The organism is Nocardioides sp. (assembly GCF_041393715.1).
In the GTDB taxonomy this organism is placed as follows: Bacteria; Actinomycetota; Actinomycetes; order Propionibacteriales; family Nocardioidaceae; genus Nocardioides.
In genome coordinates this window covers 242,653-265,628 of sequence record NZ_JAWKJQ010000007.1, presented here as the reverse complement: position 1 = coordinate 265,628, position 22,976 = coordinate 242,653, and the positions used below count along the sequence as shown (strand labels likewise).

Genomic DNA, 22,976 nt, shown 5'->3' with positions numbered 1-22,976 from the left:
AAGCGGTCAACGGGTCTGCTGCACGGATGGGTGACATCTGATCTGCGTCGATGTATGTCGGCGCTGGAAGGATGTGCACCATGCCGAAGGCGTTTCCTAAGGAGTTCCGTGCGGACGTGATCCGGGTCTACCGCGACTCGGATGCCTCGATGGCTCAGGTCGCGAAGGACTTCGGTATCTCGCCGTCGTGTCTGAAGCGGTGGCTGTCGATCGATGACCGGGAGTCCGCGAGCCCCTCGCCGGCTGGTCGGGCTGCGAATGAGTCCGCGGAGCTGCGCGAGGCGAACAAGCGGATCAAGTTGCTGGAGCAGGAGAACGAGGTCCTGCGTCGTGCGGCTGCGTATCTGTCGCAGGCTCATCTGCCGGGAAAATGATGTACCCGCTCGTCCGCGAGCTGGCCGCCGACGGGATCCCCGTCGCGGTGACGTGCCGGGTGCTGAAGATCGCGCGTCAGCCCTACTACCGCTGGCTCGCATCGCCGGTCACCGACGCCGAGCTGACCGCGGCCTACCGGGCCAACGCCCTGTTCGACGCCCACCGTGACGACCCGGAGTTCGGCTACCGGTTCCTGGTCGACGAAGCACGTGCCGCTGGGGAGCCGATGGCCGAGCGGACCGGATGGAGGCTCTGCTCCCAGCTGGGCTGGTGGTCGAGTTTCGGGAAGAAGCGTGGCCGCAACGGCAAGAAGCCCGGCCCGCCGGTCCACGACGACCTGGTCCGCCGCGACTTCACCGCGGCCGGGCCGAACCAGCTGTGGCTGGCCGACATCACCGAGCACCCCACCCGGGAGGGCAAGCTCTACCTGTGCGCGGTCAAGGACGTCTTCTCCAACCGGATCGTGGGCTACTCCATCGACTCACGGATGAAGTCCCGGCTGGCCGTGGCCGCGCTGGACAACGCCATCACCCGGCGCGGTGACGTGGCCGGCTGTGTGGTCCACACCGACCGCGGGTCGCAGTTCCGTTCCAGGAAGGTGGCCCACCAGCTCAACCGACACGCAATGGTCGGCTCGATGGGACGTGTCGGTGCCGCCGGCGACAACGCCGCGATGGAGTCCTTCTTCAGCCTGCTCCAGAAGAACGTCCTCAACCGCCGGGTCTGGAACACCCGAGAAGAGCTACGGATCGCGATCGTGACCTGGATCGAAAGGACCTACCACCGCCGTCGACGCCAAGCCGCACTCGGACGGTTGACCCCCATCGAATACGAGCTGATCATGACCACAACCGCCACCCAGGCGGCCTAACCCGAACTGTCACCGATTCGTGCAGCAGACCCGCTCGCCGACCTCTAGAGCCGCCTCGGCCTGGCCCCAACTCATAAGCGCAGGATCTGGACTTGTCGGCAACACCTATTGCCCTCTGAGGCAATAGCTTCTTTGATGAGCGTCCACCGCCGCCAGCCGGCGCGCGAGGTGTGCTTCCGCTAGCCCCCTTCGAAGGCCTTACCACCGGCGGCCGGACTGACTGGTCACGTGCCAGGCACCTGGATGGTCCGTAAAGCAGGGGTGGATCGAGCGAACGGACCTGCCCTTCGCGCGGAGTCGGACGAGCATCTGTCGAGCCAGCCAACGGTGGGCATACGGGACCTTTGTGCACATGGCGTCTCCAATGTCAGAACATGATTGGAGTGGCGCCTCGGCCAAAGATCCGAACGACACGACGGCGGCCGCAACGATGTGCCCGACTCACTCCGCGCTGGCGTGTCCATGGAGCCGGAGGGACTACGGAGACACATTACCCCGACGGGACCTCAAGGAGTGGCGCACAACAACGGAGCAACCGCTTCGTCGCTGCTGGGACGCTCATGTCCTGGTAGCCGCGAAGGCGGCCATGCCACACCGCCGCGGAAGCCGGCGAGCGCGGGGATCGTCGATCCTGTCAACCCCAGGCGACACTGCCCGACGCCGGACACGCACGTCCCGACGAGGCGGTCACCGCGACGGCTGCACCGGAGTCGAGACCAGCCTGAGGGGTGGGTCGAGGATGATCCTGAGGTTCGGCGACAGGGCCTGCCGAGGCTCGGCCAACAGCTGCTGGTCGAGGCAGAGCATCACCAGAGCAGTGCATGGCCCGGTCTCACCGAGACGAGGCTGCCGGAGGGAGAGGGCGGCGGCAGCCTCGACGACCCGAGGCCGATCTCCAGGTCGAAGGTGTAGGTGTGCACGAGGTGGCCGTCGATCCGCAGGGCGACGCGTGGCGACCGCTTGAAGCTGATGCGGTGCTTGCTCAGCTCGACGACCTCCTTCGAGCCGGGGTCGGACGCCGTACGCTCGGCCGCGCCGAGGATCTCGGCATGGCGCTGCCAGCCGGCGAGCAGGGCGTCAGCGATGTCGACGTGCAGGAGGGCGCCCGCGAGGCGTGCCAGCTGGGCGTCGATGGAGCCGATCGTGGACGGCTTCCGCTCGCGTACGACGTCCGGTGACCGACCCGCCGCCGACCGCTGACGCAGGGCGCCCTCGAGCGCGGCCTCGGTCGAGTCCGACCCGAGCCGCCGTCGAGGAGGACGGAGACGGCGGTGCTGTCCACCGAGAGGCGCGGGAGGTCGTTCATCTGTGTTCCTTCCAGCTCGACCTGCTCGTGCCCGCCCTGGGCACGAGCTCGATGCGGCTCCGGGGGACCGAGCGTGCCGCCCGCCTCCCCGATCGCGACCTGGTCCGGCGGACCCGGATGCGGCGTGAACTCGGTGGTCACCGCCGGCGGGGTCCCCGGCCGCGTAGCGCCCGGACGGCCGCGATCACGGCGCGGCCACCAGGACGACCGCTGCGAGGGAGAGCAGCCGTGGGGTGATGATCGGGTCCTCGACGATGACCGTGACGGCCGTCCCCACGGGGACCGGACCCCGGCGGCGGGCTGCTGCCCGACGATGCGGCCGTCGGCGCCGACGGGCTCGACCAGGTCCAGGCCGAGGCGGGCGCAGACGGCACGGGCCTCCGCCAAGGTGAGCGTGGACAGGTCGGGCACCGTCACCAGCTCCGCCGGCTCGACGGCCGGCTGGAGGCTCACGTTGACCCGGCTGCCGACCGGCACCACCGCGCCCGGCCTCGGCGTCTGTGCGCGCACCAGGTCACCCGTGCCGTCGACGATCCCGATGCCCAGGCCCTCGCCGGCGAGCAGCTCGGCAGCCTCCGGGAGTGACCGGCCCTCGAGATCGGGGACCACCACGCGGGCGTCGGGGTCGGGCACCAGGAGGAGTGCGACCGGTGTCCCCGGCTCGACCTCGCTCCCGGGTGCCGGGAACTGGCTGGCGACGACCTCGCCGTCGCCGGTGACCGGTCCGACCGCCAGACCGAGCCCCTCGAGCTCGGCCGTCGCCTCCTCGACCCGCTGGCCGATCACGTCCGGGACCTCGACGGTGTCGGTCGGTGCCGAGCCCAGGACGATGTCCACACGGCTTCCGGGCTCCACCTCGCGCCCGGCGACCGGAGACTGCTCGACGACCAGGTCACCCTCACCTTCGACCTCGCCCAGCTCGAGCCCGGCATCCTCCAGCGCCTGGCGCGCGGCGGCGACGGTCCCGTTGAGCAGCGGGGGCACCACCGCGGGTACTTCGGTGGGTCCGGTCACGGTGAACGGCGCCGACGCCGTCAGCTTGCTGTCCTGCACGCACCTCGCCGTGACCTGGTGCTCGCCGATGGTCGAGGCCTCGGCGACCGTGAACTCCGTGTCGACCACGCCGTCCTCGGCGACGGCCGCCTCCAGGGGGATGTCCGCGTCGTCCCACAGGAACGTGACCGACCCATCGGCGGACTCGATGGTGTCGATGCAGGAACCGAACCCCTCCAGGTGCACCTGGACGACTGTTCCCGGAGGCCCCTGGTCCGGAGTCAGGGTGAGGGTCAGTTCGACCGGGCTCGCCGCCTGGACGGCGGGCTCCCAGGCCGCACCGACGGCGACCACGAGGAGAGCCGTCACGCCGACCGGCGCCAGGAGCAGCCGGCCGGCGTCCCACGACCCTCGGCGAGGGCGCGACCCGACCGACCACCGTTGATCGGGGGTGTTCTGGGAGCTCGGCCGCCTGTCACGCCAGGGCCGGCCCCGCCAGAGGGGGACGCGCATATCAGGAAGACCCGAGGTCCCGGGCCCGTGATACACCGCCGCCCGCCCGGCCGGCGCCGGCCGGGTCATCGGGCAGGTGTCAAAGCCCGACCGATCTGCAAGGCTGGCACCTCAGCCCGGCACCCGCCACCCGGTCCGGGCGGTGAGGACGCGATGGAGACCCGAGTCACGGAGAACGACGGGCTGACCACGCGCTGGGTCGAGCACGGTGCGGGACGACCCGTGGTGCTCGTCCACGGCGTACCGGCCTCGGCCGGGCTGTGGCGGCACGTGCAGCCCCTGGTGCAGGGCCGCAGTCTGGCCTGGGAGATGGCCGGCTACGGCGCCAGCATCCCCGACGGCGCGGGGCTCGACCTCTCGCTTGCGGCGCAGGCCGGCCGGCTGCTGACCTGGCTGGACACCCAGGACCTGGACCGCCCGGTCCTGGTCGGTCACGACCTCGGCGGCGGGGTCGCGCAGATCGCCGCCGTCCGCGCCCCCGAGCGGTTCTCCGGGCTGGTCCTCACCAACGCGGTCTGCTACGACTCCTGGCCGGTCGCGAGCGCGAAGGCGTCGGCGCGCCTGGCGCCCCTCCTGCGGCACCTGCCCGACGCGTTCATGCGCCGCTCCTTCGCGCAGGTCATGCGGCAGGGTCACGACAGCGAGGCGATGGCGACGGAGTCGTCAGCCGTGCACTGGGAGCACTACGCCGCACACGGCGCGGCCCGTTCGCTGATGGCCCAGCTGACGTCCCTCGACGCCCGCGACACCCTGTCGATCGCCGACCGGCTGCCCGACCTCGGGCTCCCCGCGCGGGTGGTGTGGGGCGCGGACGACCCCTTCCAGAAGCTTCACTTCGGCGAACGGCTGGCCGCCGACCTCGGCACGGAGGTACGCCGCATCCCCGGGGGCAGCCACTTCACCCCCGAGGACCATCCCGACCTCGTCGCCGAGGCGATCAACGAGCTGCTCGCCTCCTGACCCCGCCGACGAGATCACCGATGTGGGATCGCGAGCGACACTGGAACCGTGATCGACGTGGAGCCCGAGCGGTTCGAGCAGATGGTGTCCGAGGCGCTCGACGGGCTCCCCGACGACCTGGGCGCGCTGATGAGCAACGTGGCCGTCACCGTGGAGCACGGTGCCGGCCGACCGGGGCTGCTCGGGCTCTACCAGGGCGTGCCGCTGACCCGGCGTACGACGACCTACGCCGGCGCGCTGCCGGACCGGATCACGATCTATCGACGCGCCATCTGCCGGATCTGCGACAGCGACGACGAGGTCGCCGCCCAGGTGCGGCGCACGGTCGTCCACGAGGTGGGGCACCACTTCGGGATCGGCGACGCCCGGCTGCGTCAGCTCGGCTGGTGAGCCGCGCGCCCGCCAGGCGGCGGGCCCTCAGTCCCAGAAGCAGTCGACGTGACCGCGGAAGGTCTTCAGCGAGGCATGGCGACAGAGCACGCGAGCGTCCCGCTCCAGCCCGGGATCAATGCTGGCGGAGTACACCCCCTCGAGGCTGGTGCGATAGTCGGTCCGCTCGGGTGAGACGACGTAGCCCGCGGCGGTCACCTCCGGGTGGCGACAGAGGAACTGGAAGATCGCCCACGTCGACGGCGCGGCGTTCTGCCGCTCGTAGGGGTCCATGAAACCGGAGCCCAGGAGCTGTCCCACCTCGACGAAGTCCGCGCCCGTGAAGGCGGCGGTCCCACCCACATAGTCCCCGGCATCGACGCCCACCAGCAGGTCACGGGTCTGCCAGTCGCGGTTGAAGTCGTAGCGCGTCGATCGCTGTGGCCGGCCGGCCGTGCACGGAGTCACCTGGACGGCGCCGATCGACGAGCCGGCCGAGCCGGGGGCCGACGACGCAACAGGGTCCGGGCCCGACGGCTCGGCGCACCCGGCCAGCGCGACCACGAGGGCCACGCAGGCCAGGGGGCGAAGAATCGGCCCGCTCAGCGGGCGCCCAGCGATCGCCAGTAGCTGTTGAGGGCGTCGTTGGTCTTGATGAACCAGACGAACAGCCCGATGAAGAAGAACCAGCCGAGCAGCAGTGCCCACAGGCCGGTCGCCGCGCTGACCGGCGGCTGCTGGCCGCGGCGCTGGTAGAGGCCGCCGACCTCGCTCGAGGTGACGAACGGCATCACGATGCCCGCGAAGATGGCCAGGACCAGCGCCAGGCCGCCGCCGATGCCGGCGCCGCTGTGACGCTTCATCTCCTCGTGGGTCTTGTAGTACCAGTACCACGTGTAGATCCCGAAGGTGACGATCGTCAGCAGGATGCAGGTGCCGGTGCTGCGGATCTGGCCCAGCGGCGGCGCCATCATGGGAGCCGCCGCAGGGGCCGGCATCATGGCGCCGGCAGGCGCCGGGTGGCCCATCACCGGCTGGCCCGCCGCCGGCTGGCCCATCACCGGCGGGGCGGGCTCGGGAGCGGGCGGCGGGGTGGGCGGGTTCATGTCCGACATGGGGCTCCTTGACGTCGTGGTCGCGTCAGTCGACGCGTGGCGCAGCCTAGGCGGTCCTCCGCGTCGCGTCCGGCGATGGGCGAAAACACCCTGCGTGTCGGACCGCAGGTGGCACCACCTCAGTCGGGGTACGCCGCCCGCTCCAGGTTCTCCTCGGCCCGACGCTGCAGCAGGACTCGCTCCCCGGCGTTGCGGGTGAGGGCGACCGCGGCGGCGAACGCCTCCGCCGCCTCGGCCCACCGGCCGGCGCGCTCGAGCAGGTCGCCGCGCACGCTCGGGACGAGCGAGGAGTCGCGAAGGACCTCGGGCTCGAGGGCGTCGAGCACGGCGAGCCCGGCGGGTGGGCCGAAGGCTCGGCCGTGTGCCACCGCGCGGTTGACCTCGACGACCGGGCCGGGAGCGGCCTCGGCGAGGACGTCGTACAGCACGGCGATGCGGCGCCAGTCGGTGTCCTCGGCGCGCGACGCGCGGGCATGCTCCGCGGCGATCGAGGCCTGCAGGAAGTAGCGGCCGACCGGGGTCCCGCGGGCGGCGAGCAGCTCGGCCCGTTGCAGCGCGGCCAGCCCGCGCCGGACCAGCAGCTGGTCCCACCGGGTCCGGTCCTGGGCCTCCAGCAGCACCGGTGCCCCCTCGTCGTCGAGCCGGGCGGGGATCCGCGAGCCCTGGATCTCCAGCAGCGCCTGGAGGCCGAGCACCTCCGGCTCCTCGGGCGCGAGTGCGGCCAGCATCCGCGCCAGCCGGATCGCCTCGTGCGCGAGGTCGGGGCGCATCCAGTCGTCGCCGGCGGTGGCGGTGTAGCCCTCGTTGAAGATCAGGTAGACCACGGCCATCACGTCGTCGAGGCGCTGCGTCCGCTCCTCCCCCGTCGGCAGCTCGAACTCCGCGTGCGACTCCGCCAGCGTCCGCTTGGCCCGCGAGATGCGCTGACCCATCGTCGTCTCGGAGGCCAGGAAGCCGCGGGCGATCTCGGCGGTGGTGAGGCCGCCGACCAGCCGCAGCGTGAGCGCGGCGCGCGACTCCGGGGTCAACGAGGGGTGACAGGTCAGGAAGATCAGCCGGAGCACGTCGTCCTCGATGTGGTCGACCTGCGCGTCGAGGTCGGGCATCTGCTCCTCACCTCCCTCGCTGGCACGCTCGAGCTCGGCCAGCTTGTGCCGCAGCGTGTCGGCACGGCGGACGTGGTCGATGCCGCGTCGCTTGGCCGTGGTCATCAGCCACGCCGCCGGGTTGTCCGGTACGCCGGCCGCGGGCCACTGCTCGAGCGCGGCGACCAGCGCGTCCTGGGCCAGGTCCTCCGCGAGCCCGACGTCGCGGGTCATCCGGGTCAGGGCGCCGACGAGGCGGGCCGACTCGGCCCGCCACGCGGCGACGATGGCCCGACTGGTGTCGTCGCGCGGGTCATCGCTCCTGGGGTCGGCCGGCACCCGGCCAGCGTAGTGAGCCCCAGGTCGTCAGGCGGCGCTCACTCGGTGGGCGGCTCGGGACCGTCGGAGATCTGCCGCAGCGTGGCGACCACGGTGACCTCGGGCCAGTGCTTGGCGTGCAGCTCGGCGAACTCGCGCTGGTCGGCGACGGCGTCCTCCAGCGAGTCGTACTGCATGATCGCCCAGCCGCCGACCACCTCCTTGGCCTCGGCGTAGGGCCCGTCGACCCGGCTGACCTCACCGCCGCGGACGACGAAGTTCACCGCGTCCTCCGTGCCGTAGAGCCCACCGCCGTCGAGGAAGACCCCCGCGGCGGCGCGCTCGCCGATGTGCTGGTCCATCGCCTCGAACAGCGACTGCGGCGGCGTGCCGACGCCCTCCGCCATCCGCACGAATCCCATGAAGCGTGGCATCTCGATCACTCCCTGTGGTTGCTGTGGTGGTGCCTTCTCGCCCCTACGTCGACCGGCGACGGCGGATCTCGACATCGCTACCGAGAATTTCTCCGAGTGGCCAGCATCGCGCCTGATGACGCCGCCGCGCGACGGGTGCACGATGTCACGGACGCCCGACTGCGGGCGCCCGCACGGAGAGGGAGCGCGATGAGCGAGGACGGTGGGGCGCAGGAGACCAGGGGCGTGTCGGTGGAGCTGCTGGGCACCGTCGACCTCGGGCCGGAGATCGACGGCCTGGAGGGCCGGCAGCTGCGGATGCGCCGGGTGACGATGGAGCCGGGAGCCGTGTTCGGCCCGCGTCACGACCATCGGGGTCGTCCGGGGATCGTGATCGTCCTGGAGGGGATGATCACCGACCACCGCGACGGCGTGACCACCGACTACGGGCCGGGCCTCGGCTGGCCCGAGGACCGGCACACCCTGCACTGGCTCGAGAACCGTGGTTCCGTCACGGCGGTCGAGATCTCCGTCGACATCGTGTCGGCGGACTAGGCCGTCGGCCCATCGGCGCTGCGGCCTCAACCGCGGAGGATCTTCTCCATCGGCCGGCCCTTGGCCAGCTCGTCGACCAGCTTGTCGAGGTAGCGGATCTTGCGCATCAGCGGGTCCTCCACCTCCTGCACCTTCACGCCGCAGACGCTGCCGGTGATCAGCGACGCGTGGGGGTTGAGGTGTGCGCCGGCGAAGAAGTCCTCGAACGTCGTCCCCGCCTCGAGGTGTCCCGTGAGCTCCGCCTCGTCGAAGCCGGTCAGCCAACGGGTCACCTCGTCGACCTCGGCCCGGGTGCGGCCCTTGCGCTCGGCCTTGGCGACGTAGTGCGGGTAGACGTCCGACACGCTCGTGGTGAAGATGCGGTGCATCCGGCGATGCTAGCGACCAGCGGGTTCGCGCGGAGTGCGCGAGACTGCCCGTCGTGAGGACGACAGCCGGCGGCGGGCCCACCGCGGAGGTGACACCGAGCCCGGCCCGCGAGCTGGCCCTCGTCGCCAGCGCGCAGGTGCTGGCGCTCAGCACCTGGTTCGCCGCCTCGGCCGTGGCGCCCGCGATCAAGGAGGAGTGGGGGCTGACCGGCGCGCAGGTGCCGCTGCTGACGATCGCCGTCCAGGTCGGGTTCGTCATCGGGGCGCTGACGTCGGCGTTCGTCAACCTGCCGGACCGGTTCCCCGCACCGCGGGTGATGACCCTCGGCGCGCTCGGCGCGGCGACCTGCACCGCGCTGGTCGCCCTGGTCGCGCACGACGTGTGGACCGCGGCGGTGCTGCGGCTGCTGACCGGAACCTGCCTGGCACTGGTCTATCCGGTCGGCCTCAAGCTCGCGAGCAGCTGGTTCCTCGAGCGTCGCGGCCTCGCCCTCGGCATCCTGGTCGGCGCGCTGACCCTCGGGTCGGCGGTGCCGCAGCTGGTCGGCGGCTCCCTGGGGGACGCCTGGCGGGCCAGCCTGCTGGTGGCGGCCGCGTCCGCCGCGCTGGCCGCGCTGATCGCCTCCCGCACCCGGCTCGGCCCGCACACCGCCCAGCCGCCCGCCTTCCGGCCGGGGGTCGCGATCTCGCTGCTGCGGCAGCGCGGTCCCCGGCTGGCCAACCTGGGCTACTTCGGCCACATGTGGGAGCTGTACGCCGTGTGGACCTGGCTGCCGGCGTACTTCGCGGCCAGCGCGGCCGCGGCCGGACACCCCGTCGGCGGGGCCGTGCGCGGGGCGGTGGCGTTCGCGGCGATCGGCATCTGCGGACCGGTCGGCTGCCTCCTGGGCGGCCGGGTGGGCGACCGCTGGGGGCTCGGGCGGACCGCCGCGGTCGCCATGGTCACCAGTGGGCTGTGCTGCCTGCTTGCCGGCCTGGCGTACGGCGGCCCGCTGTGGCTGCTGCTCCCGCTGCTGGCGGTCTGGGGCACCTCGGTGATCGCCGACTCCGCGCTGTTCTCCGCCGCCACCACCCGCGTCGTCGACCCGCAGTGGACGGGCACCGCGCTCACCTTCCAGACCGCCGTCGGCTTCCTGCTCACGGTGGTGACGATCCAGGGCGTGCCCCTGGTCCAACAGGCGGCCGGCTGGCCGGTCGCCGTCGCCCTCCTCGGCCTCGGGCCGCTCCTCGGCGCCGTCGCGATGCTGCGGCTGCAGCCGCTCCTCACGCCCGGGGCGTGACCACCTCGGCGCGAGCCAGGGTGCGCATCACCTCGCGCGCGATGACCACCCCGTCGCGGGTGTCGCCGGCGTCGGTGGCGGCCCCACCTCCTGGAGCACGAAGACCGCCGACCAGGCGGCGGCCCGCGACGAGAGATCACCGGGCTCGCGGCCCTGACGGGCCGCGACCGCCGCGGACAGCAGGTCATGGGTCTCCATCAGCCACTCGACGACCCGCATCCCGAGCCGGGGGTTGTCGCTGAGCAGCTGCCGGAAGGACTCGCCCCGTTGCCGGTCCTCGCTGCGCGTCTGCAGGAAGGCCAGCAGCGCTCGCCCGAGCGCCTGCTCGATCGGCTCGTCGACCGGGCGGGACGCCAGCTCCTCGGCCATCAGCCCGGGGTCACCCAGCAGCGAGGACCCGAGCTGGTCCTTGGTCGGGAAGTAGCGGTAGAGCGTGGAGTTGCCGATCCCGGCATGGGCGGCCACGTCCTCCATCGTCGTCTCGTCGTAGCCGCGGGTGAAGAACAGCTCCATCGCCGCCTCGACGATGAGCTGCCGCGTGCGTTCGGCGTTGATCTCCCGCAGACCCATGGCCGCAGTCTAGTCCGGATTTGGAGTTACTCCGAAACTGGAAGTAACCTCCATTTTTGACGGCTCCCCTTCACCCGACGGGTGGCCCGGACACCGAGCGCCCGGCTGATCCCGGGGCGACGAGAGGAGCGGCCACGATGGCCATCTACCTGTACCGCCTCGGGCGGTGGAGCTTCCGGCACCGCTCCTGGGTGATCGGCGCGTGGCTCGCCCTGCTGGTCCTGGGCGGCGTGGGAGCCACCACGCTCGCCGGCCGGACCAGCGACCGCTTCGAGCTCCCGGACACCGAGTCCAGCCAGGCGTTCGCCCTGATCAAGGAGCGCACCGGGGCCAACGCCGACGGCGCCACCGCCCAGCTCGTCGTCGAGGCGCCCGAGGGCGAGCAGCTGACCAGCCCGGCGTCGAAGCGGGCGATCGGCGCCGCGCTGGCCGGCGTCCAGACGCGGCACGTGCTCAGCATCGCCGACCCCTTCGTCACCGGCGCGGTGTCGCAGGACGGGACCACGGCCTACGCCGTGATCACCTACGACCGCCAGGCCGGTGAGCTGTCGACGACCGACAAGGACGCCCTCACCGAGGCGGCCACGACCCTGCGCGACGACGGCTTCACGGCGTACGTCGGCGGCGACGCCCTCCAGGAGACGCCGGGCCCGGGCAGCGGCGAGGCCATCGGCATCATCATCGCGCTCGTCGTCCTCGCGGTGACGCTCGGATCACTCGTCGCCGCCGGGATGCCGCTGCTCACCGCGGTCATCGGCGTCGCGATCGGGCTGCTCGGCATCACCACCCTGACCGGCTTCGTCGAGCTGTCCTCCACGACACCTGCGTTGGCCAGCATGCTCGGCCTCGCGGTCGGCATCGACTACGCGCTGTTCATCATGGCCAGGTTCAAGCACGAGGTGATGCGGGGTCGGGAGCACGAGGAGGCCGCCGGCATCGCGGCCGGCACCGCCGGCTCGGCCGTGGTGTTCGCCGGCCTCACCGTGATCATCGCGCTGACCGGGCTCTCCTTGGTCGGCATCTCCTTCCTCACCCAGATGGGCCTGGCCGCCGCCGCCACCGTGGCGATCGCGGTGCTGATCGCTCTCACGCTGCTGCCCGCGCTGTTGTCGGTCGCGGGGCGGCACGTCACCGACGGACACATCCCCGGCCTGAAGGAGCGCGACCCCGAGGGGGACGCGAGCACCCCGACGCAGGGCCGCCGCTGGGTCGGGCTGGTGGCCCGCCACCGGGTGTCCGCGCTGGTCGCGGCGCTCCTAGTGGCCGGGACGGTCGCGTTCCCGGTGACGACGATGGAGCTGGCCCTGCCGGACAACGGCACCCAGCCGGCCTCGAGCCAGGCCCGCAAGGCCTATGACCTGATCTCGGACAAGTTCGGTCCGGGCACCAACGGACCGCTGGCCGTCGTGGTCGACACCATGGGGGTCGACGACGCGGAGGCCGCGGTCACCGCAGCGATCGCCGCGGTGACGTCTGTCCAGGACGATGTCGCCGCGGTGATCCCGCAGGTCGCCGACCCTGCCGACCCGGAGGCCTACGCCGCCTACCAGGCGCAGCTGCAGCAGGTCGGCTTCGCCACCATCACCGTGGTCCCGGCGAGCGGGCCGTCCGACCAGGCGACCAAGGACCTGGTGACGGAGCTGCGCGCCGCCCTCGCCTCGCTGCCCGACGAGACCGGAGCGACGGCGTACGTCACCGGCCAGACGGCCGCCGGTGTCGACATCTCCCAGACCCTCCAGGACGCGTTCCCGACGTACCTCGTCGTGGTGGTCGGGCTGGCGTTCCTGCTGCTGATGCTGGTGTTCCGGTCGGTCCTGGTGCCACTCAAGGCGACCCTCGGCTTCCTGCTGTCGATCGGGATGTCACTCGGCGCGACGGTGGCGGTATTCCAGTGGGGATGGCTGCAGGGGCTGTTCGGGCTCGACGTCTCGTCGCCGGTGGTGTTCATCCTGCCGCTGCTGCTGACCGGCATCCTCTTCGGGCTCGCCATGGACTACGAGGTGTTCCTGGTGTCGCGGATGCGCGAGGAGCACGTGCACGGCCGGGAGGCGCGCGCGTCGGTCATCGAGGGCTTCGCGCACAGCGCCCGGGTGGTCACGGCCGCCGCGCTGATCATGGTCGGGGTGTTCGCGGGCTTCATCACCGGTCACGACCCGATCATCAAGGCGATGGGGTTCGCGCTGGCGGTGGGTGTGCTGGCCGACGCGTTCCTGGTGCGCATGGTGATCGTGCCGGCCGTGATGCACCTGGTGGGTGAGCGGATGTGGTGGCTGCCCCGATGGCTCGACCGGCTGCTGCCCGACCTCGACATCGAGGGCGAGGCGCTGACCCGGGAGCTGGGCGAGGTCGCCGCCGCGGACGTGCCTGCCGGGACGCGCTGAGCGGCCTCCGGGTCCTCCTGCGGGGTCCTCCTCCGAGGAGCCAAATCGCTGTTTTCTGGTCCGAAATCGACGATCTCGCTCCTCGGAGGCGCACCACCGCCCACCCCGGGATCAGCGAGCGAGGGCCCGCTCCACGGCGGTGGCGAGATCATCGGGGCGGCTGTTCAGCGCGATGGCCGCGGCCGGGGCGAGTCGGTGCACCAGGTTGAGCACCGCCTCGAACACCTCCAGGGTCTCCTCGGTGCGCAGCCCACCACCGACCAGGACCGCGTCCCACGGCCCGGTGACCAGCGCCGCCGCGACCGTCGCCTCGACGTCCTCGCTGCCGTCGAGCCCGACCAGGCAGGACCGCGCGTCGAACCCCCGTTCCGCGAGCCCGGCCATCCCCGCCCGGATCGCCTCGCTCACGGGCTCGGGGTCCCACGGCCCGGGCACGCGGTATGGGTCCAGTCCGACCACCAGCACGCGGGGAGGCATGCCGGTCAGCCTAGGCGCGCGGTCCTGCTGCCTGGGTGGCGGAGTAGGAAGAAGTCACAAGACCGGGCCGAACTTCGCGTCATGACCGCGGGCCGCGCCCGTCTCATCGGTGGATGACTCGCGGCATGGGGTCTGATGAGCCACTGGGGGGTGACCATCAGTACGCGGATGTCCGACAGGTGACCCGCACAGGGGGACCTGGACCCAACCCGATCCGGGACGGCGACCAGGGCGGAGCACCGGCTGGGGTTCCCGGCGGTCCGATTCCGAGAGGGTCCGCCGGGGACCTCGGCATGTGATGACAAACATCGACCGAGCGGCGTACCGTCCTCCCCCGTGAGTGATGCGGCGAGCGCCTGGCCCACGGGAGCACCCCAGGTCGGCGACCGGGCCTCGATGAGCCGCACCGTCGAGGCCGAGGACATCGCGCGCTTCACCGCGATCAGCGGCGACCGCAACCCGGTCCACTACGACGCCGAGGTCGCGGCGCGCACCCGGCTCGGCGGGATCGTGGTGCAGGGCGGGGTCACCACCGCCATCCTGAACGCCGTCGTGGCCGAGCGCCTGCCCGGCCCCGGGACGGTGTTCCTCGAGACGCGCTGGCGGTTCCTGGCCCCCACCCGCCCGGGCGACACCATCACCGGCGAGGTCGAGGTGACCTCGGTGCGACCGGACAAGCCGATCACCGAGCTGGTCACTCGGGTCGTCCGCGACGACGGCGAGGTGCTGATCGACGGTACGGCGGTGTGCTGGACCTTCGACCTGACCTGAGCGGGTCGCGCCAGGAACGAGTCAGCCCTTCTTCGCGCCCTTCGCCGCAAGGTCCTTGACCACCTGCTGGGAGGCGAAGCGGCCGGGGGCGCCGATCACGCAGCCGCCGGGGTGGGTGCCGGAGCCGCACTGGTAGTAGCCCTCGATGGGGGTGCGGTAGTCGGAGTAGCCGGGGGCCGGGCGGAAGAAGTACATCTGCTGCGCGAGGAACTCCCCGGCATAGATGTTGCCCTCGCTCAGCCCGGTGGTGCGCTCGATGTCGAGCGGGGTGACGACCTCGCGGTGCAGCACCAGGTCGTCGAAGCCGGGGAAGAACCCGGCCAGGGTCCGCTGCACCACGTCGCCGAGGTTGTCGCGCTCGTCGTCCCAGTTGGCCGGGGTGCCGTCGGGGTGCTTCAGGTGGTAGGGGGTGTACTGGGTGAAGCACGACATCACGTGCTTGCCGGGCGGCGCCATGTCGGGGTCGATGAAGGACTGGATGCTGCAGTCGAGGTAGGGCCGCTCGGAGTACCAGCCGTACTTCGCGGTGTCCCAGGCGCGCTCGACGTACTCGATGGTCGGCGCGACGTTGATGAAGCCCTGGTAGTGGTCGGTGCGCCCCTCGAGCCCGGGATAGACCGGCGGGCCGTCCAGGGCGAAGTTGACCTTGGAGGCCATCCCGGTGAACCGGTAGCGGCGGATCGCGTCGACCAGGTCGGTCGGCAGCTCGAGGGGGTCGACCAGCTCGGTGAAGGTACGCCGCGGGTCGAGCGCGCTGACCACCACCGGCGCGGTGAACTCGGTGCCGTCCTCGAGCACGACGCCGGTGGCCCGACCGCCCGAGGTGACCACGTGCGACACGGCGGAGTCGAGGCGGATCTCGCAGCCGAAGGACTGCGCCGCCCGGGCCAGCACCTGGGTGAAGCCGCCGTTGCCGCCCTTGTGGAACGACCAGGCCCCGAGCGCGCCGTCGTGCTCGCCCATCGCCAGGTAGAGGAAGACCAGCCCGGAGCCCGGTGACATCGGGCCCAGCTTGGCGCCGACGATGGCCGGGCTGGCGAGGCTGGCCTTGACGATCTCGGACTCGAAGTAGTCCTCGACGAAGTCGGCGATCGAGCCGAAGAGCAGGCGCACCGTGTCGTGCACGACCTTGGGCGGGGCCGACCCGAGGTGCTTGAGCATCCAGGCCACCTGCTCCTGGTCCTCCGGCGCCCCGCTGAAGATGTTGGGCGCCATGTTGTCGAAGAGCGGCTTGACGAACTGCTGGACCCGGGACAGGTCGAACTCGAAGCGCTCCATCGCGTCCGCGTCGGCCCGGGAGTGCCGGCGGATCTCGTTGAGGTTCTCCTCGCGGTCCGGGCCGGTGATGAGGTAGTCCCCGTTGTCCATCGGGGCGAAGCTCGACCGCATGTAGAGCGGCATGAAGCCGTGCTTGACCAGGTCGAGCTCCTGCACGATCTCGGGCCGGATCAGGCTCAGCGCATAGGAGAACGTCGTGAACGAGAAGCCCGGGTGGAGCTCCTCGGTGATCGCGGCGCCGCCGACGAACGTCCGGCGCTCGAGCAGCAGGGTGCGCAGCCCGGACTTCGCGAGGTACGCCGCGTTGGTGAGGCCGTTGTGGCCGCCGCCGACGACGATCGCGTCGTAGTGGTGGGTCGAGGGCTTCGTCGAGGACTTCGCCATGTCAGGCCAGCTTCCGCTCGGGGTTGAAGAAGGGCAGGGACGTGATCTCCGCGGGGACGGTGAGGTACTCGTGGTTGACCGTCTCCTCCACGTGGACGGTGCCACCGGGCGCCGCGAGCTCGGGCCTGACCCGGGCGATGCCGATGTAGCGCTGCACCATCGGGGAGTACATCAGGCTGGTGGCATAGCCCGCTCGCTCGCCGGAGTCGTCGTACAGCATGGTCTCCCAGGGCACCGGGATCTCGTCCATCACGGGGATGACCCCGTGGGAGTCGAAGAGCTCGAAGTAGGCGGCCTGGTCGACGGCGATGCCGACGGTCGCCCAGCGCGACGTCTTGTCGGCGAGCTCGCGGCGGATCGCGGTGCGACCGACGAACGGCCGCGAGTCGTCGTCGATGCCGCGCAGCAGCCAGCCCAGGCCCAGCTCGGTGGGGGTGAACCGCTCGGCGTCGTTGTAGGCGTAGCGGGCCGAGGTGAACTCCGCGCCGATCAGCGGGAGACCGGCCTCGATCCGCGCCATGTTGAGCGCCTCCTCGCCGAACGGTCGCAGCTGGTGCGGCTCCCCCGCCTCGATGAGGGCGTCGAGCACGTCGAGCGCGTCGTCGGAGGGGATCATCAGCTCATAGCCGAGGTCGCCGGTGAAGCCGGTGCGGCTGATGGTGACCGGATGGCCGGCGACCTTGGCCGGGGTGAAGGAGAAGTAGGAGAGGTCGGCGATCTCGGGGGCGAGCGGCTCGAGGATCGCGCGGGACCGGGGACCCTGCAGCGCCAGGACGGCGTAGTCCTCGCTGACCTCGACGATCTCGACCTGCTTGCCCCGGGCCAGGGTCCTCAGGTGGGAGAGGTTGGGCTCGGCGGCGGTGAGCATGAACTCGTCGGCGGCGTGACGGAAGAGCACCCCGTCCTCCATGACGAAGCCCTCGTCGTCGCACCAGACGGTGTACTGCGCACGGCCGGGCTTGAGGCTGCGTACGTCGCGGGCCATCGCCCTGGCGAGGAAGTGCTCCGCGTCGCGCCCACGGATCCAGAACTTGAACAGCGGGGAGGCGTCGAAGTACGCCGCGGCGTTGCGGACGCCGAAGTACTCGTACTTGGCGGAGAAGTCGTAGCGGGTGGCCGAGAGGTGGCCGGCCCAGTGCGACCACAGGCCGGTGTGGTTGAGCTCGACCAGGCGGGGATAGAAGGGCGTGGTCTTGATCCTCATGGCGTGCCTCGCTTCTGCCGCCGGCGGTCCGGGCGGCCCGTCGGTCCAGGGTAGGGAGTTGTTGGACGGTTGCGCAATAGGGTCGGTAGGGTTCGTCCATGGCGCGGATGAGCCCGGCGGACCGGCGCGAGGCGATCGTGGCCGCCACGCTCTCCGTGCTGGAACGGCGCGGCATCGCCGCGGTGACCGTGCGCGACGTCGCCGCCGAGCTCGGCGTGTCCAGCGGGCTGATCCACCACTACTACGCGTCGATGGACGAGCTGGTGGCGGTGGCGTTCGAGCGGGTCGCCCGGGCCGACCTGGCGGAGACGGTCGCGGCGGTCGCGGCGGGTTCGTCGCCCCTGGAGCGGCTCCGGCTCTTCTTCGACACCTACGCCCGCTCCGACGGCGACGAAGGGATGCAGGTCTGGCTGGACGCGTGGGCCGAGGCCGCGCGCCGCCCCGCCCTGCAGCGAAGCTCGCGCCGGCTCAACGAGGAGTGGCAGGCGTTGCTGGCGTCGGTCATCGCCGAGGGCTCGGCCGCGGGGACGATGACCGTGGCCGACTCCCCCGGTGCCGCCGCCTGGCGCGTGCTGTCACTGCTCGACGGGCTGTCCCTCCAGGTGGTCGCCCACGGCGACGTGCTCACCGCCGAGCAGGCCGACCTCTGGTCTCGTCAGGCCGCCGAGCGGGAGCTGGGGCTGACTCCCGGCACGCTGTCGCGGTAGGCCGGTCCGCGGCCGCGAGGATGCGCTCCCCACCGCCGGCAGGCCGGGTGACGGGCGCCCTCCTCGGGCATGTCTACTGGTGCGTACGACGCGGCTGGTGCGTCGTACGCACCAGTAGACATCTGGCGGGCCGGCGCTGCGGCGGCCGGCACGAGTCAGACGTCCCAGGCGACCGGCAGGTGGGCGAGCCGGTGGAGCGGCGCGGCCGCGCTCCAGGTGGGCGGCCGGGAGCGTCGCAGCCCCGGCAACCGGCGCAGGGTCTGCTCGGCGACCACGCCGGTGATGAGCTTGGCCACCGAGGCCCCCAGGCAGGCGTGCGGGCCGACGAGGAAGGTGAGGTGCCGGTTGGGGACGCGCGCCGGATCGAACACGTCCGGGGCGGCGAACTCCTGCGCATCTCGGTTGGCGGCCGCCAGATAGTGGGTCTCCCACTCATCGTCGTCGGTGTCACCGGCGCTGAGGGCATAGGTGATGGGCGTCAGCAGCCGGGCGCCTTCCTCCGTCACCTGGTCGAGCGTCAGCTCGCCACGCTGCATCGCCGCCGCCACCTCCGGGTTGTCCAGCAGCAGGCCGATGGTCCCGGCCACCAGGGTCGGGGTGTTGCCGAACGCGTTGCTGAGCAGGAACAGGCGTTGGCCGCGACGTCCCGCGGCTCCTCGTGGTCGCCGAGCCGTGCGGACGAGGTCGGTGAGGAAGTCGTCTTGAGGGTGGTGATGACGCTCGGCCAGGTAGTCCTCGAAGATGTCCATGATGCGCCCGACGGCGGCCTCGCCCTTCGCCACCCACTCCGGGTCTCCCTGACGAGGGATCGCCTCCTCGAAGATCTCGAGCAGCTCGGTGAGGCCCGCCGGTCCTCCGACGGGATGCCCATCGTGTCGAGGATCAGCGGAAGCGTGATCGGCTGCGCGACGTCGGTGAAGACGTCCATCTCGCCGCGCGGTGCCACGTCGTCCAGCACCACCCCGAGGCGGGCCTCGATGGTGTCCCGGAACGACTCGGCCTGGCGTGGCCCGAAGTAGCCCGAGAAGCGGCGTCGGAGCTGGAGATGCTTCTCTCCTCGGGAGTAGATCATCCAGCGCCCGAACATGTCCTTCATCGGCTGCTGCTCGGGCATCCGGGGTGGCAACCGCGCGGATCGCGCAGCGCGCTGTTGACCGACGCCCAGCGACACGACGGATGGTCGATCCGAGCCAGGACGGCGCCCGGGTCGACGACGTTGGCCGGGTCGTCCAGCAGCTCGTCGATGAGAGCTTCGACTTGCTGGTCCATCGATCGACGCTAACCCCGATCAGCGTCCGAGCACCAGGGTCGCGCCCCCGGTGGGGGATGTCTTGGGGGATGTCTACTGGTGCGTACGACGCGGCTGGTGCGTCGTACGCACCAGTAGACATCGCGGCGCCGAGCGTCGCGGGACTACAGGGGTCGGGACGGGGGATAACCCCACCCGGGCTCGGCGGCCACCAGGATCGCCCGACGGGCCACCCGAGCCGGACAGTGGGAGCATGACGACGACCACCCTGCCCGCGAGCCACCCCGAGGCCGAGATGAAGCCCACCGTTCTTGCCCAGCTGGGCAAAGACGCGGCCTACCTGCTGACCGGCTTCCCGATCGCGCTGGTCTCCTTCACGGTGCTGGTCACCGGGCTCAGCACCGGTCTCGGACTGCTCATCACCCTGCTCGGGATCCCGGTGCTGGTGGTGACGTTGCAGGTGGCGCGGCTGTTCGCGGCTGTCGAGCGGTGGCGGGTGGAGCTGACCACCGGGACGCCGGTGCTGGCGGCGTACCGACCGATCGACCCGCAGGGCGGCTGGCTGCGCCGGTGGTGGGACCGGCTGCGTGACACCCAGGCCTGGCTCGACGCGCTGCACGGCATGCTCGTCTTCGCGCTGGCGACGGTCACCTGGTCGATCGCGGTGACGTGGATCGCGGGTGCTGGTGGCGGGGTGACCTACTGGCTGTGGAGCCGCGCGCTCCCCACCAACGACGACGACTGGACGTTGACCGATGCCCTCGATCTGCCGTGGCCGGAGTGGTTCACCCAGCTGCTCCTCGGGGTGCTCTTCCTGGTCACGCTGATCCCGGTGCTGCGCGGGTGCACCTGGGTGCAGACGACGTTCTCCTCCAGCCTCCTCGGCAACCGCTACGTCGCCCACCTCCAGGACCGGATCACCACGCTCACCGAGAGTCGTACCGCCGCCGCCACCGCCGAGGTCGACTCGCTGCGCCGGCTCGAGCGCGACCTGCACGACGGGCCGCAGCAGCGACTGGTGCGACTGCAGATGGACCTCGCCGCCGCCGAGCGCCGGCTGGCCGCCGACGACGGCACCGCCGCCGCGGCCATCGTCACCGAGGCACGCGCCCAGACCGCCGACGCGCTCGCCGAGCTGCGGGCGCTCACCCGCGGCATCGCGCCGCCCATCCTCGCCGACCGCGGCCTCGCCGCGGCGCTCACCGCGCTCGCCGACCGGTCGACGGTGCCGACCTCCGCGCAGCTACAGCTCCCCCAGCGGTACGCCGCCCCCGTCGAGACCGCGGCGTACTTCGTCGCCAGCGAGGCGCTCGCCAACGTGGCCAAGCACAGCGGCGCCACCGCGGCGACGGTGCGCGCGTGGACCGGCGACGGCCGGCTCGCCGTGGAGGTGATCGACAACGGGGTCGGTGGCGCGTCACTGGCCAAGGGCCATGGGCTGGCCGGTCTCGCCGACCGGGTCGCCGCGCTCGACGGGTCCCTGGGCGTCGAGAGCCCCGAGGGTGGCCCGACGACGGTGCGGGCGGTGATCCCGTGCGCGTGATCGTCGCCGACGACTCGGCGCTGCTGCGCGAGGGGCTGGCGCGGCTGCTCGCCGAGGCGGGCCACGAGGTGGTGGCCGCCGTCGACGACGCTCCCTCGCTGCTGGAGGCCGTCGCGACACACCGGCCCGACCTGGCCGTCGTCGACATCCGGATGCCACCGACCAACACCGACGACGGGCTCCGGGCGGCCGTGCAGATCCGTCGTGAGCACGCCGAGGTCGGAGTGCTGGTCCTGAGCCAGTACGTCGAGATGTCCTACGCCGAGGAGCTGCTCGCGGCCGCGGACGGCGCCGTGGGCTACCTGCTCAAGGACCGGGTCAGCGACCTCGACAAGCTGGCCCGGGCCCTGGAGACGGTGGCCGCCGGTGGCACCGTGCTCGACCACGAGGTGGTGGAGCAGCTGCTGGCGCGCCGCCGGCACGCGGACCCGCTGGCGGCACTGACACCGCGGGAGCGTGACGTGCTCCGGCTGATGGCCGAGGGCCGCTCCAACAGCGGCGTCGGCGAGGAGCTGGTGCTCAGCGCGGGTGCCGTCGAGAAGCACATCAGCTCGATCTTCACCAAGCTCGGGTTGCTGCCCGCCGCCGAGGACCACCGGCGGGTGCTGGCGGTGCTGGCCTGGCTGCAGGCGACCTAGGCCGGCCGGTGGGCGGGTGGGGGGGGGCGGGTCGGGTGGCCGGGTCGCCGACTGGGTCGTGTGATCGCCCCCGCGGGGACTGCGACGGCTGAGACACACGACGCGCACGAGCGGCGGGAGCCCCGGCGGCGGGTCGGCGGAGGGATGTCTACTGGTGCGTACGACGCGTCCCCTGCTGCGTACGCACCAGTAGGCACGGCCCGCCGCCGGACCTCACCAGGACGTCATACCAACCGGCCGCCCCAGCGCTCGACCCGGATGACGCAACCACCCGGGCCTCACTGGGACGTCATACGCCCCGGCCGCCCCAGCGCTCGACCCGGATGACGCCACCACGGCCCACCTAGGGCGTCATACCAACCGGCCGCTCCAGCGATCGATCCGGATGACGCAACCACGGCGACCGGGGGCGAGCCGGAAGGTCAGCCCGCGGGGTCGTGGAGCTCGAGCCGGTGCCGCGGCGGCCCGACCACCGCGGTGGTCGTGAGCGACAGCTCCGGACCGACGTGCAGCAGGTGTCCCGGTTCGAGCATCCGCCAGCCAGGTGACCCGTCGAGCCGCTCGCTGGCGACCACCACGCTGGGGGCGGAGGCGAGCTCCGGGGAGTGCACGCGGGTGCCGTGGCTGCTGCGGTGGTCGAGGGCACGGCGCTCGCCGCGCCGGTCCAGGACCAGCAGGTCGTGCGTCTGCGGCCAGCGGACCGCCCACAGCTCGTGCGCGGTGGTGATCACCAGGTTGACGGCCAGCACGGGCACGTTCTCGGCCAGCCAGCCCAGCGCCGCCGCGATCCCCGCGGACACGTCGCCGCCGGCGCGGGCGGTCTCGCGGGTCACCAGCGCGAAGACCCGCTCGGAGTCGGTGTCGCCGCGCACCCGCTCGAGGTCGGGACCCAGCTCATCCTCGAGCACATCGAGCCCGCCGACCACGCCGTTGTGGGCGCACAGCCGCCCGTCCATCTCGAAGGGGTGGGTGTTGGCCAGTGTGTGCGGGGTCCCGGTCGCGTAGCGCACGTGCGCGACGAACGTCGAGCTGTGCCGCTCACGTGCCTCCTCGGCGAAGGCGCGGTCGTCGTACGCCGCCAGAGGCTGCTTCTCGACCACCGGCCGACCGGCCTCGTCGAACGTCCCGAGCCCGGTGCCGTCGGGGTTGCGATGCGACTGCAGTTCCAGGCTGTCGGACGCACCCAGCAGCCAGAAGGTCGCGGCGACCTGCTCACGCCCGGCGCTCAGCCCGAAGAGTCGGCACACCTCACA

At 71.9% G+C, this 22,976-nt stretch carries 23 protein-coding genes; 10 read left to right on the top strand and 13 right to left on the bottom strand.

Annotated features, from left to right (window positions below; genetic code table 11):
* Window positions 1-80: 80 nt before the first annotated feature.
* Window positions 81-1,246, top strand: a protein-coding gene (locus tag R2740_RS13430) for an IS3 family transposase (protein WP_371303193.1) whose coding sequence is annotated in 2 segments (ribosomal slippage) — window positions 81-365 and window positions 368-1,246 — 1,164 coding nt in all. Because the reading frame shifts where the segments join, the coding sequence is not laid out codon by codon here.
* Window positions 1,247-2,228: 982 nt separating this feature from the next.
* Here the strand turns inward: R2740_RS13430 and R2740_RS13425 are convergent.
* A complete protein-coding gene (locus R2740_RS13425; RefSeq protein ID WP_371303192.1) occupies window positions 2,229-3,914 on the bottom strand; it encodes a PASTA domain-containing protein in 1,686 nt (561 codons plus the stop codon).
* Window positions 3,915-4,211: 297 nt separating this feature from the next.
* Here R2740_RS13425 and R2740_RS13420 point away from each other — a divergent pair, with 297 nt between their 5' ends.
* Together R2740_RS13420 and R2740_RS13415 are read left to right on the top strand one after the other, a co-directional pair.
* Complete coding sequence (locus R2740_RS13420; RefSeq protein ID WP_371303191.1) at window positions 4,212-5,018, top strand: alpha/beta fold hydrolase; 807 nt, start codon at window positions 4,212-4,214, stop codon at window positions 5,016-5,018.
* A gap of 48 nt (window positions 5,019-5,066) precedes the next feature.
* Window positions 5,067-5,408, top strand: coding sequence for a metallopeptidase family protein (locus R2740_RS13415; protein WP_371303190.1), 342 nt, complete (start codon window positions 5,067-5,069; stop codon window positions 5,406-5,408).
* Window positions 5,409-5,435: 27 nt separating this feature from the next.
* On the opposite strand, the gene R2740_RS13410 is transcribed toward R2740_RS13415, so the two are convergent.
* The 4 genes from R2740_RS13410 to R2740_RS13395 all read right to left on the bottom strand — a co-directional run bounded on the left by R2740_RS13410 (window position 5,436) and on the right by R2740_RS13395 (window position 8,339).
* Window positions 5,436-5,960 (bottom strand): hypothetical protein, encoded by a 525-nt coding sequence (locus tag R2740_RS13410; protein WP_371303189.1) that lies wholly within the window; start codon window positions 5,958-5,960, stop codon window positions 5,436-5,438.
* Between the two features lie 29 nt (window positions 5,961-5,989).
* Window positions 5,990-6,502 carry a DUF4234 domain-containing protein gene (locus tag R2740_RS13405; RefSeq protein WP_371303188.1) on the bottom strand — a complete coding sequence of 171 codons (513 nt, stop codon included), beginning with the start codon at window positions 6,500-6,502 and terminating at the stop codon, window positions 5,990-5,992.
* 119 nt (window positions 6,503-6,621) lie between these two features.
* Window positions 6,622-7,926, bottom strand: a complete 1,305-nt coding sequence (locus tag R2740_RS13400; RefSeq protein ID WP_371303187.1) for an RNA polymerase sigma factor — start codon at window positions 7,924-7,926, stop codon at window positions 6,622-6,624.
* 38 nt (window positions 7,927-7,964) lie between these two features.
* Window positions 7,965-8,339, bottom strand: coding sequence for a YciI family protein (locus tag R2740_RS13395; RefSeq protein ID WP_371303202.1), 375 nt, complete (start codon window positions 8,337-8,339; stop codon window positions 7,965-7,967).
* A 189-nt stretch (window positions 8,340-8,528) separates the two neighbouring features.
* On the opposite strand from R2740_RS13395, the gene R2740_RS13390 reads away from it, so the two are divergent.
* The gene (locus tag R2740_RS13390) at window positions 8,529-8,873 is read left to right on the top strand and encodes a cupin domain-containing protein (RefSeq protein WP_371303186.1); all 345 of its coding nucleotides are present in this window, start codon (window positions 8,529-8,531) and stop codon (window positions 8,871-8,873) included.
* A 26-nt stretch (window positions 8,874-8,899) separates the two neighbouring features.
* Here the strand turns inward: R2740_RS13390 and R2740_RS13385 are convergent, their stop codons facing one another.
* Window positions 8,900-9,241: a DUF2200 domain-containing protein gene (locus R2740_RS13385; protein WP_371303185.1), complete on the bottom strand. Its 342-nt coding sequence runs from the start codon at window positions 9,239-9,241 to the stop codon at window positions 8,900-8,902.
* 53 nt (window positions 9,242-9,294) lie between these two features.
* Here R2740_RS13385 and R2740_RS13380 point away from each other — a divergent pair, with 53 nt between their 5' ends.
* Complete coding sequence (locus tag R2740_RS13380; protein WP_371303184.1) at window positions 9,295-10,521, top strand: MFS transporter; 1,227 nt, start codon at window positions 9,295-9,297, stop codon at window positions 10,519-10,521.
* Window positions 10,522-10,548: 27 nt separating this feature from the next.
* Here the strand turns inward: R2740_RS13380 and R2740_RS13375 are convergent, their stop codons facing one another.
* Complete coding sequence (locus R2740_RS13375; RefSeq protein ID WP_371303183.1) at window positions 10,549-11,091, bottom strand: TetR/AcrR family transcriptional regulator; 543 nt, start codon at window positions 11,089-11,091, stop codon at window positions 10,549-10,551.
* Window positions 11,092-11,228: 137 nt separating this feature from the next.
* Here R2740_RS13375 and R2740_RS13370 point away from each other — a divergent pair, with 137 nt between their 5' ends.
* Window positions 11,229-13,472, top strand: a complete 2,244-nt coding sequence (locus R2740_RS13370; protein ID WP_371303182.1) for an MMPL family transporter — start codon at window positions 11,229-11,231, stop codon at window positions 13,470-13,472.
* Between the two features lie 111 nt (window positions 13,473-13,583).
* On the opposite strand, the gene R2740_RS13365 is transcribed toward R2740_RS13370, so the two are convergent.
* The gene (locus R2740_RS13365) at window positions 13,584-13,949 is read right to left on the bottom strand and encodes a hypothetical protein (RefSeq protein WP_371303181.1); all 366 of its coding nucleotides are present in this window, start codon (window positions 13,947-13,949) and stop codon (window positions 13,584-13,586) included.
* A gap of 336 nt (window positions 13,950-14,285) precedes the next feature.
* Between R2740_RS13365 and R2740_RS13360 the strand changes: the two genes are divergently transcribed.
* Window positions 14,286-14,720, top strand: coding sequence for a MaoC family dehydratase (locus R2740_RS13360; RefSeq protein ID WP_371303180.1), 435 nt, complete (start codon window positions 14,286-14,288; stop codon window positions 14,718-14,720).
* Window positions 14,721-14,741: 21 nt separating this feature from the next.
* On the opposite strand, the gene R2740_RS13355 is transcribed toward R2740_RS13360, so the two are convergent.
* A complete protein-coding gene (locus R2740_RS13355) occupies window positions 14,742-16,382 on the bottom strand; it encodes a phytoene desaturase family protein (RefSeq protein ID WP_371303179.1) in 1,641 nt (546 codons plus the stop codon).
* A 1-nt stretch (window position 16,383) separates the two neighbouring features.
* Entirely contained in the window at window positions 16,384-17,586 is a 1,203-nt protein-coding gene (locus tag R2740_RS13350; protein WP_371303178.1) for an aminomethyltransferase family protein, read from the bottom strand.
* Between the two features lie 98 nt (window positions 17,587-17,684).
* Here R2740_RS13350 and R2740_RS13345 point away from each other — a divergent pair, with 98 nt between their 5' ends.
* Window positions 17,685-18,293, top strand: a complete 609-nt coding sequence (locus R2740_RS13345) for a TetR/AcrR family transcriptional regulator (RefSeq protein WP_371303177.1) — start codon at window positions 17,685-17,687, stop codon at window positions 18,291-18,293.
* A 155-nt stretch (window positions 18,294-18,448) separates the two neighbouring features.
* Here the strand turns inward: R2740_RS13345 and R2740_RS13340 are convergent, their stop codons facing one another.
* Both R2740_RS13340 and R2740_RS13335 read right to left on the bottom strand, forming a co-directional pair.
* Window positions 18,449-19,075: a hypothetical protein gene (locus R2740_RS13340; RefSeq protein WP_371303176.1), complete on the bottom strand. Its 627-nt coding sequence runs from the start codon at window positions 19,073-19,075 to the stop codon at window positions 18,449-18,451.
* A 310-nt stretch (window positions 19,076-19,385) separates the two neighbouring features.
* Window positions 19,386-19,562, bottom strand: a complete 177-nt coding sequence (locus R2740_RS13335; RefSeq protein WP_371303175.1) for a hypothetical protein — start codon at window positions 19,560-19,562, stop codon at window positions 19,386-19,388.
* A gap of 233 nt (window positions 19,563-19,795) precedes the next feature.
* Between R2740_RS13335 and R2740_RS13330 the strand changes: the two genes are divergently transcribed.
* Window positions 19,796-21,085 carry a sensor histidine kinase gene (locus tag R2740_RS13330; RefSeq protein WP_371303174.1) on the top strand — a complete coding sequence of 430 codons (1,290 nt, stop codon included), beginning with the start codon at window positions 19,796-19,798 and terminating at the stop codon, window positions 21,083-21,085.
* Window positions 21,076-21,723, top strand: a complete 648-nt coding sequence (locus R2740_RS13325) for a response regulator (protein ID WP_371303173.1) — start codon at window positions 21,076-21,078, stop codon at window positions 21,721-21,723. The genes R2740_RS13330 and R2740_RS13325 overlap by 10 nt, the downstream gene beginning before the upstream one ends.
* 422 nt (window positions 21,724-22,145) lie before the next feature.
* Here R2740_RS13325 and R2740_RS13320 read toward each other — a convergent pair whose 3' ends face one another.
* A complete protein-coding gene (locus R2740_RS13320; protein WP_371303172.1) occupies window positions 22,146-22,970 on the bottom strand; it encodes a class II glutamine amidotransferase in 825 nt (274 codons plus the stop codon).
* Window positions 22,971-22,976 lie beyond the last annotated feature (6 nt).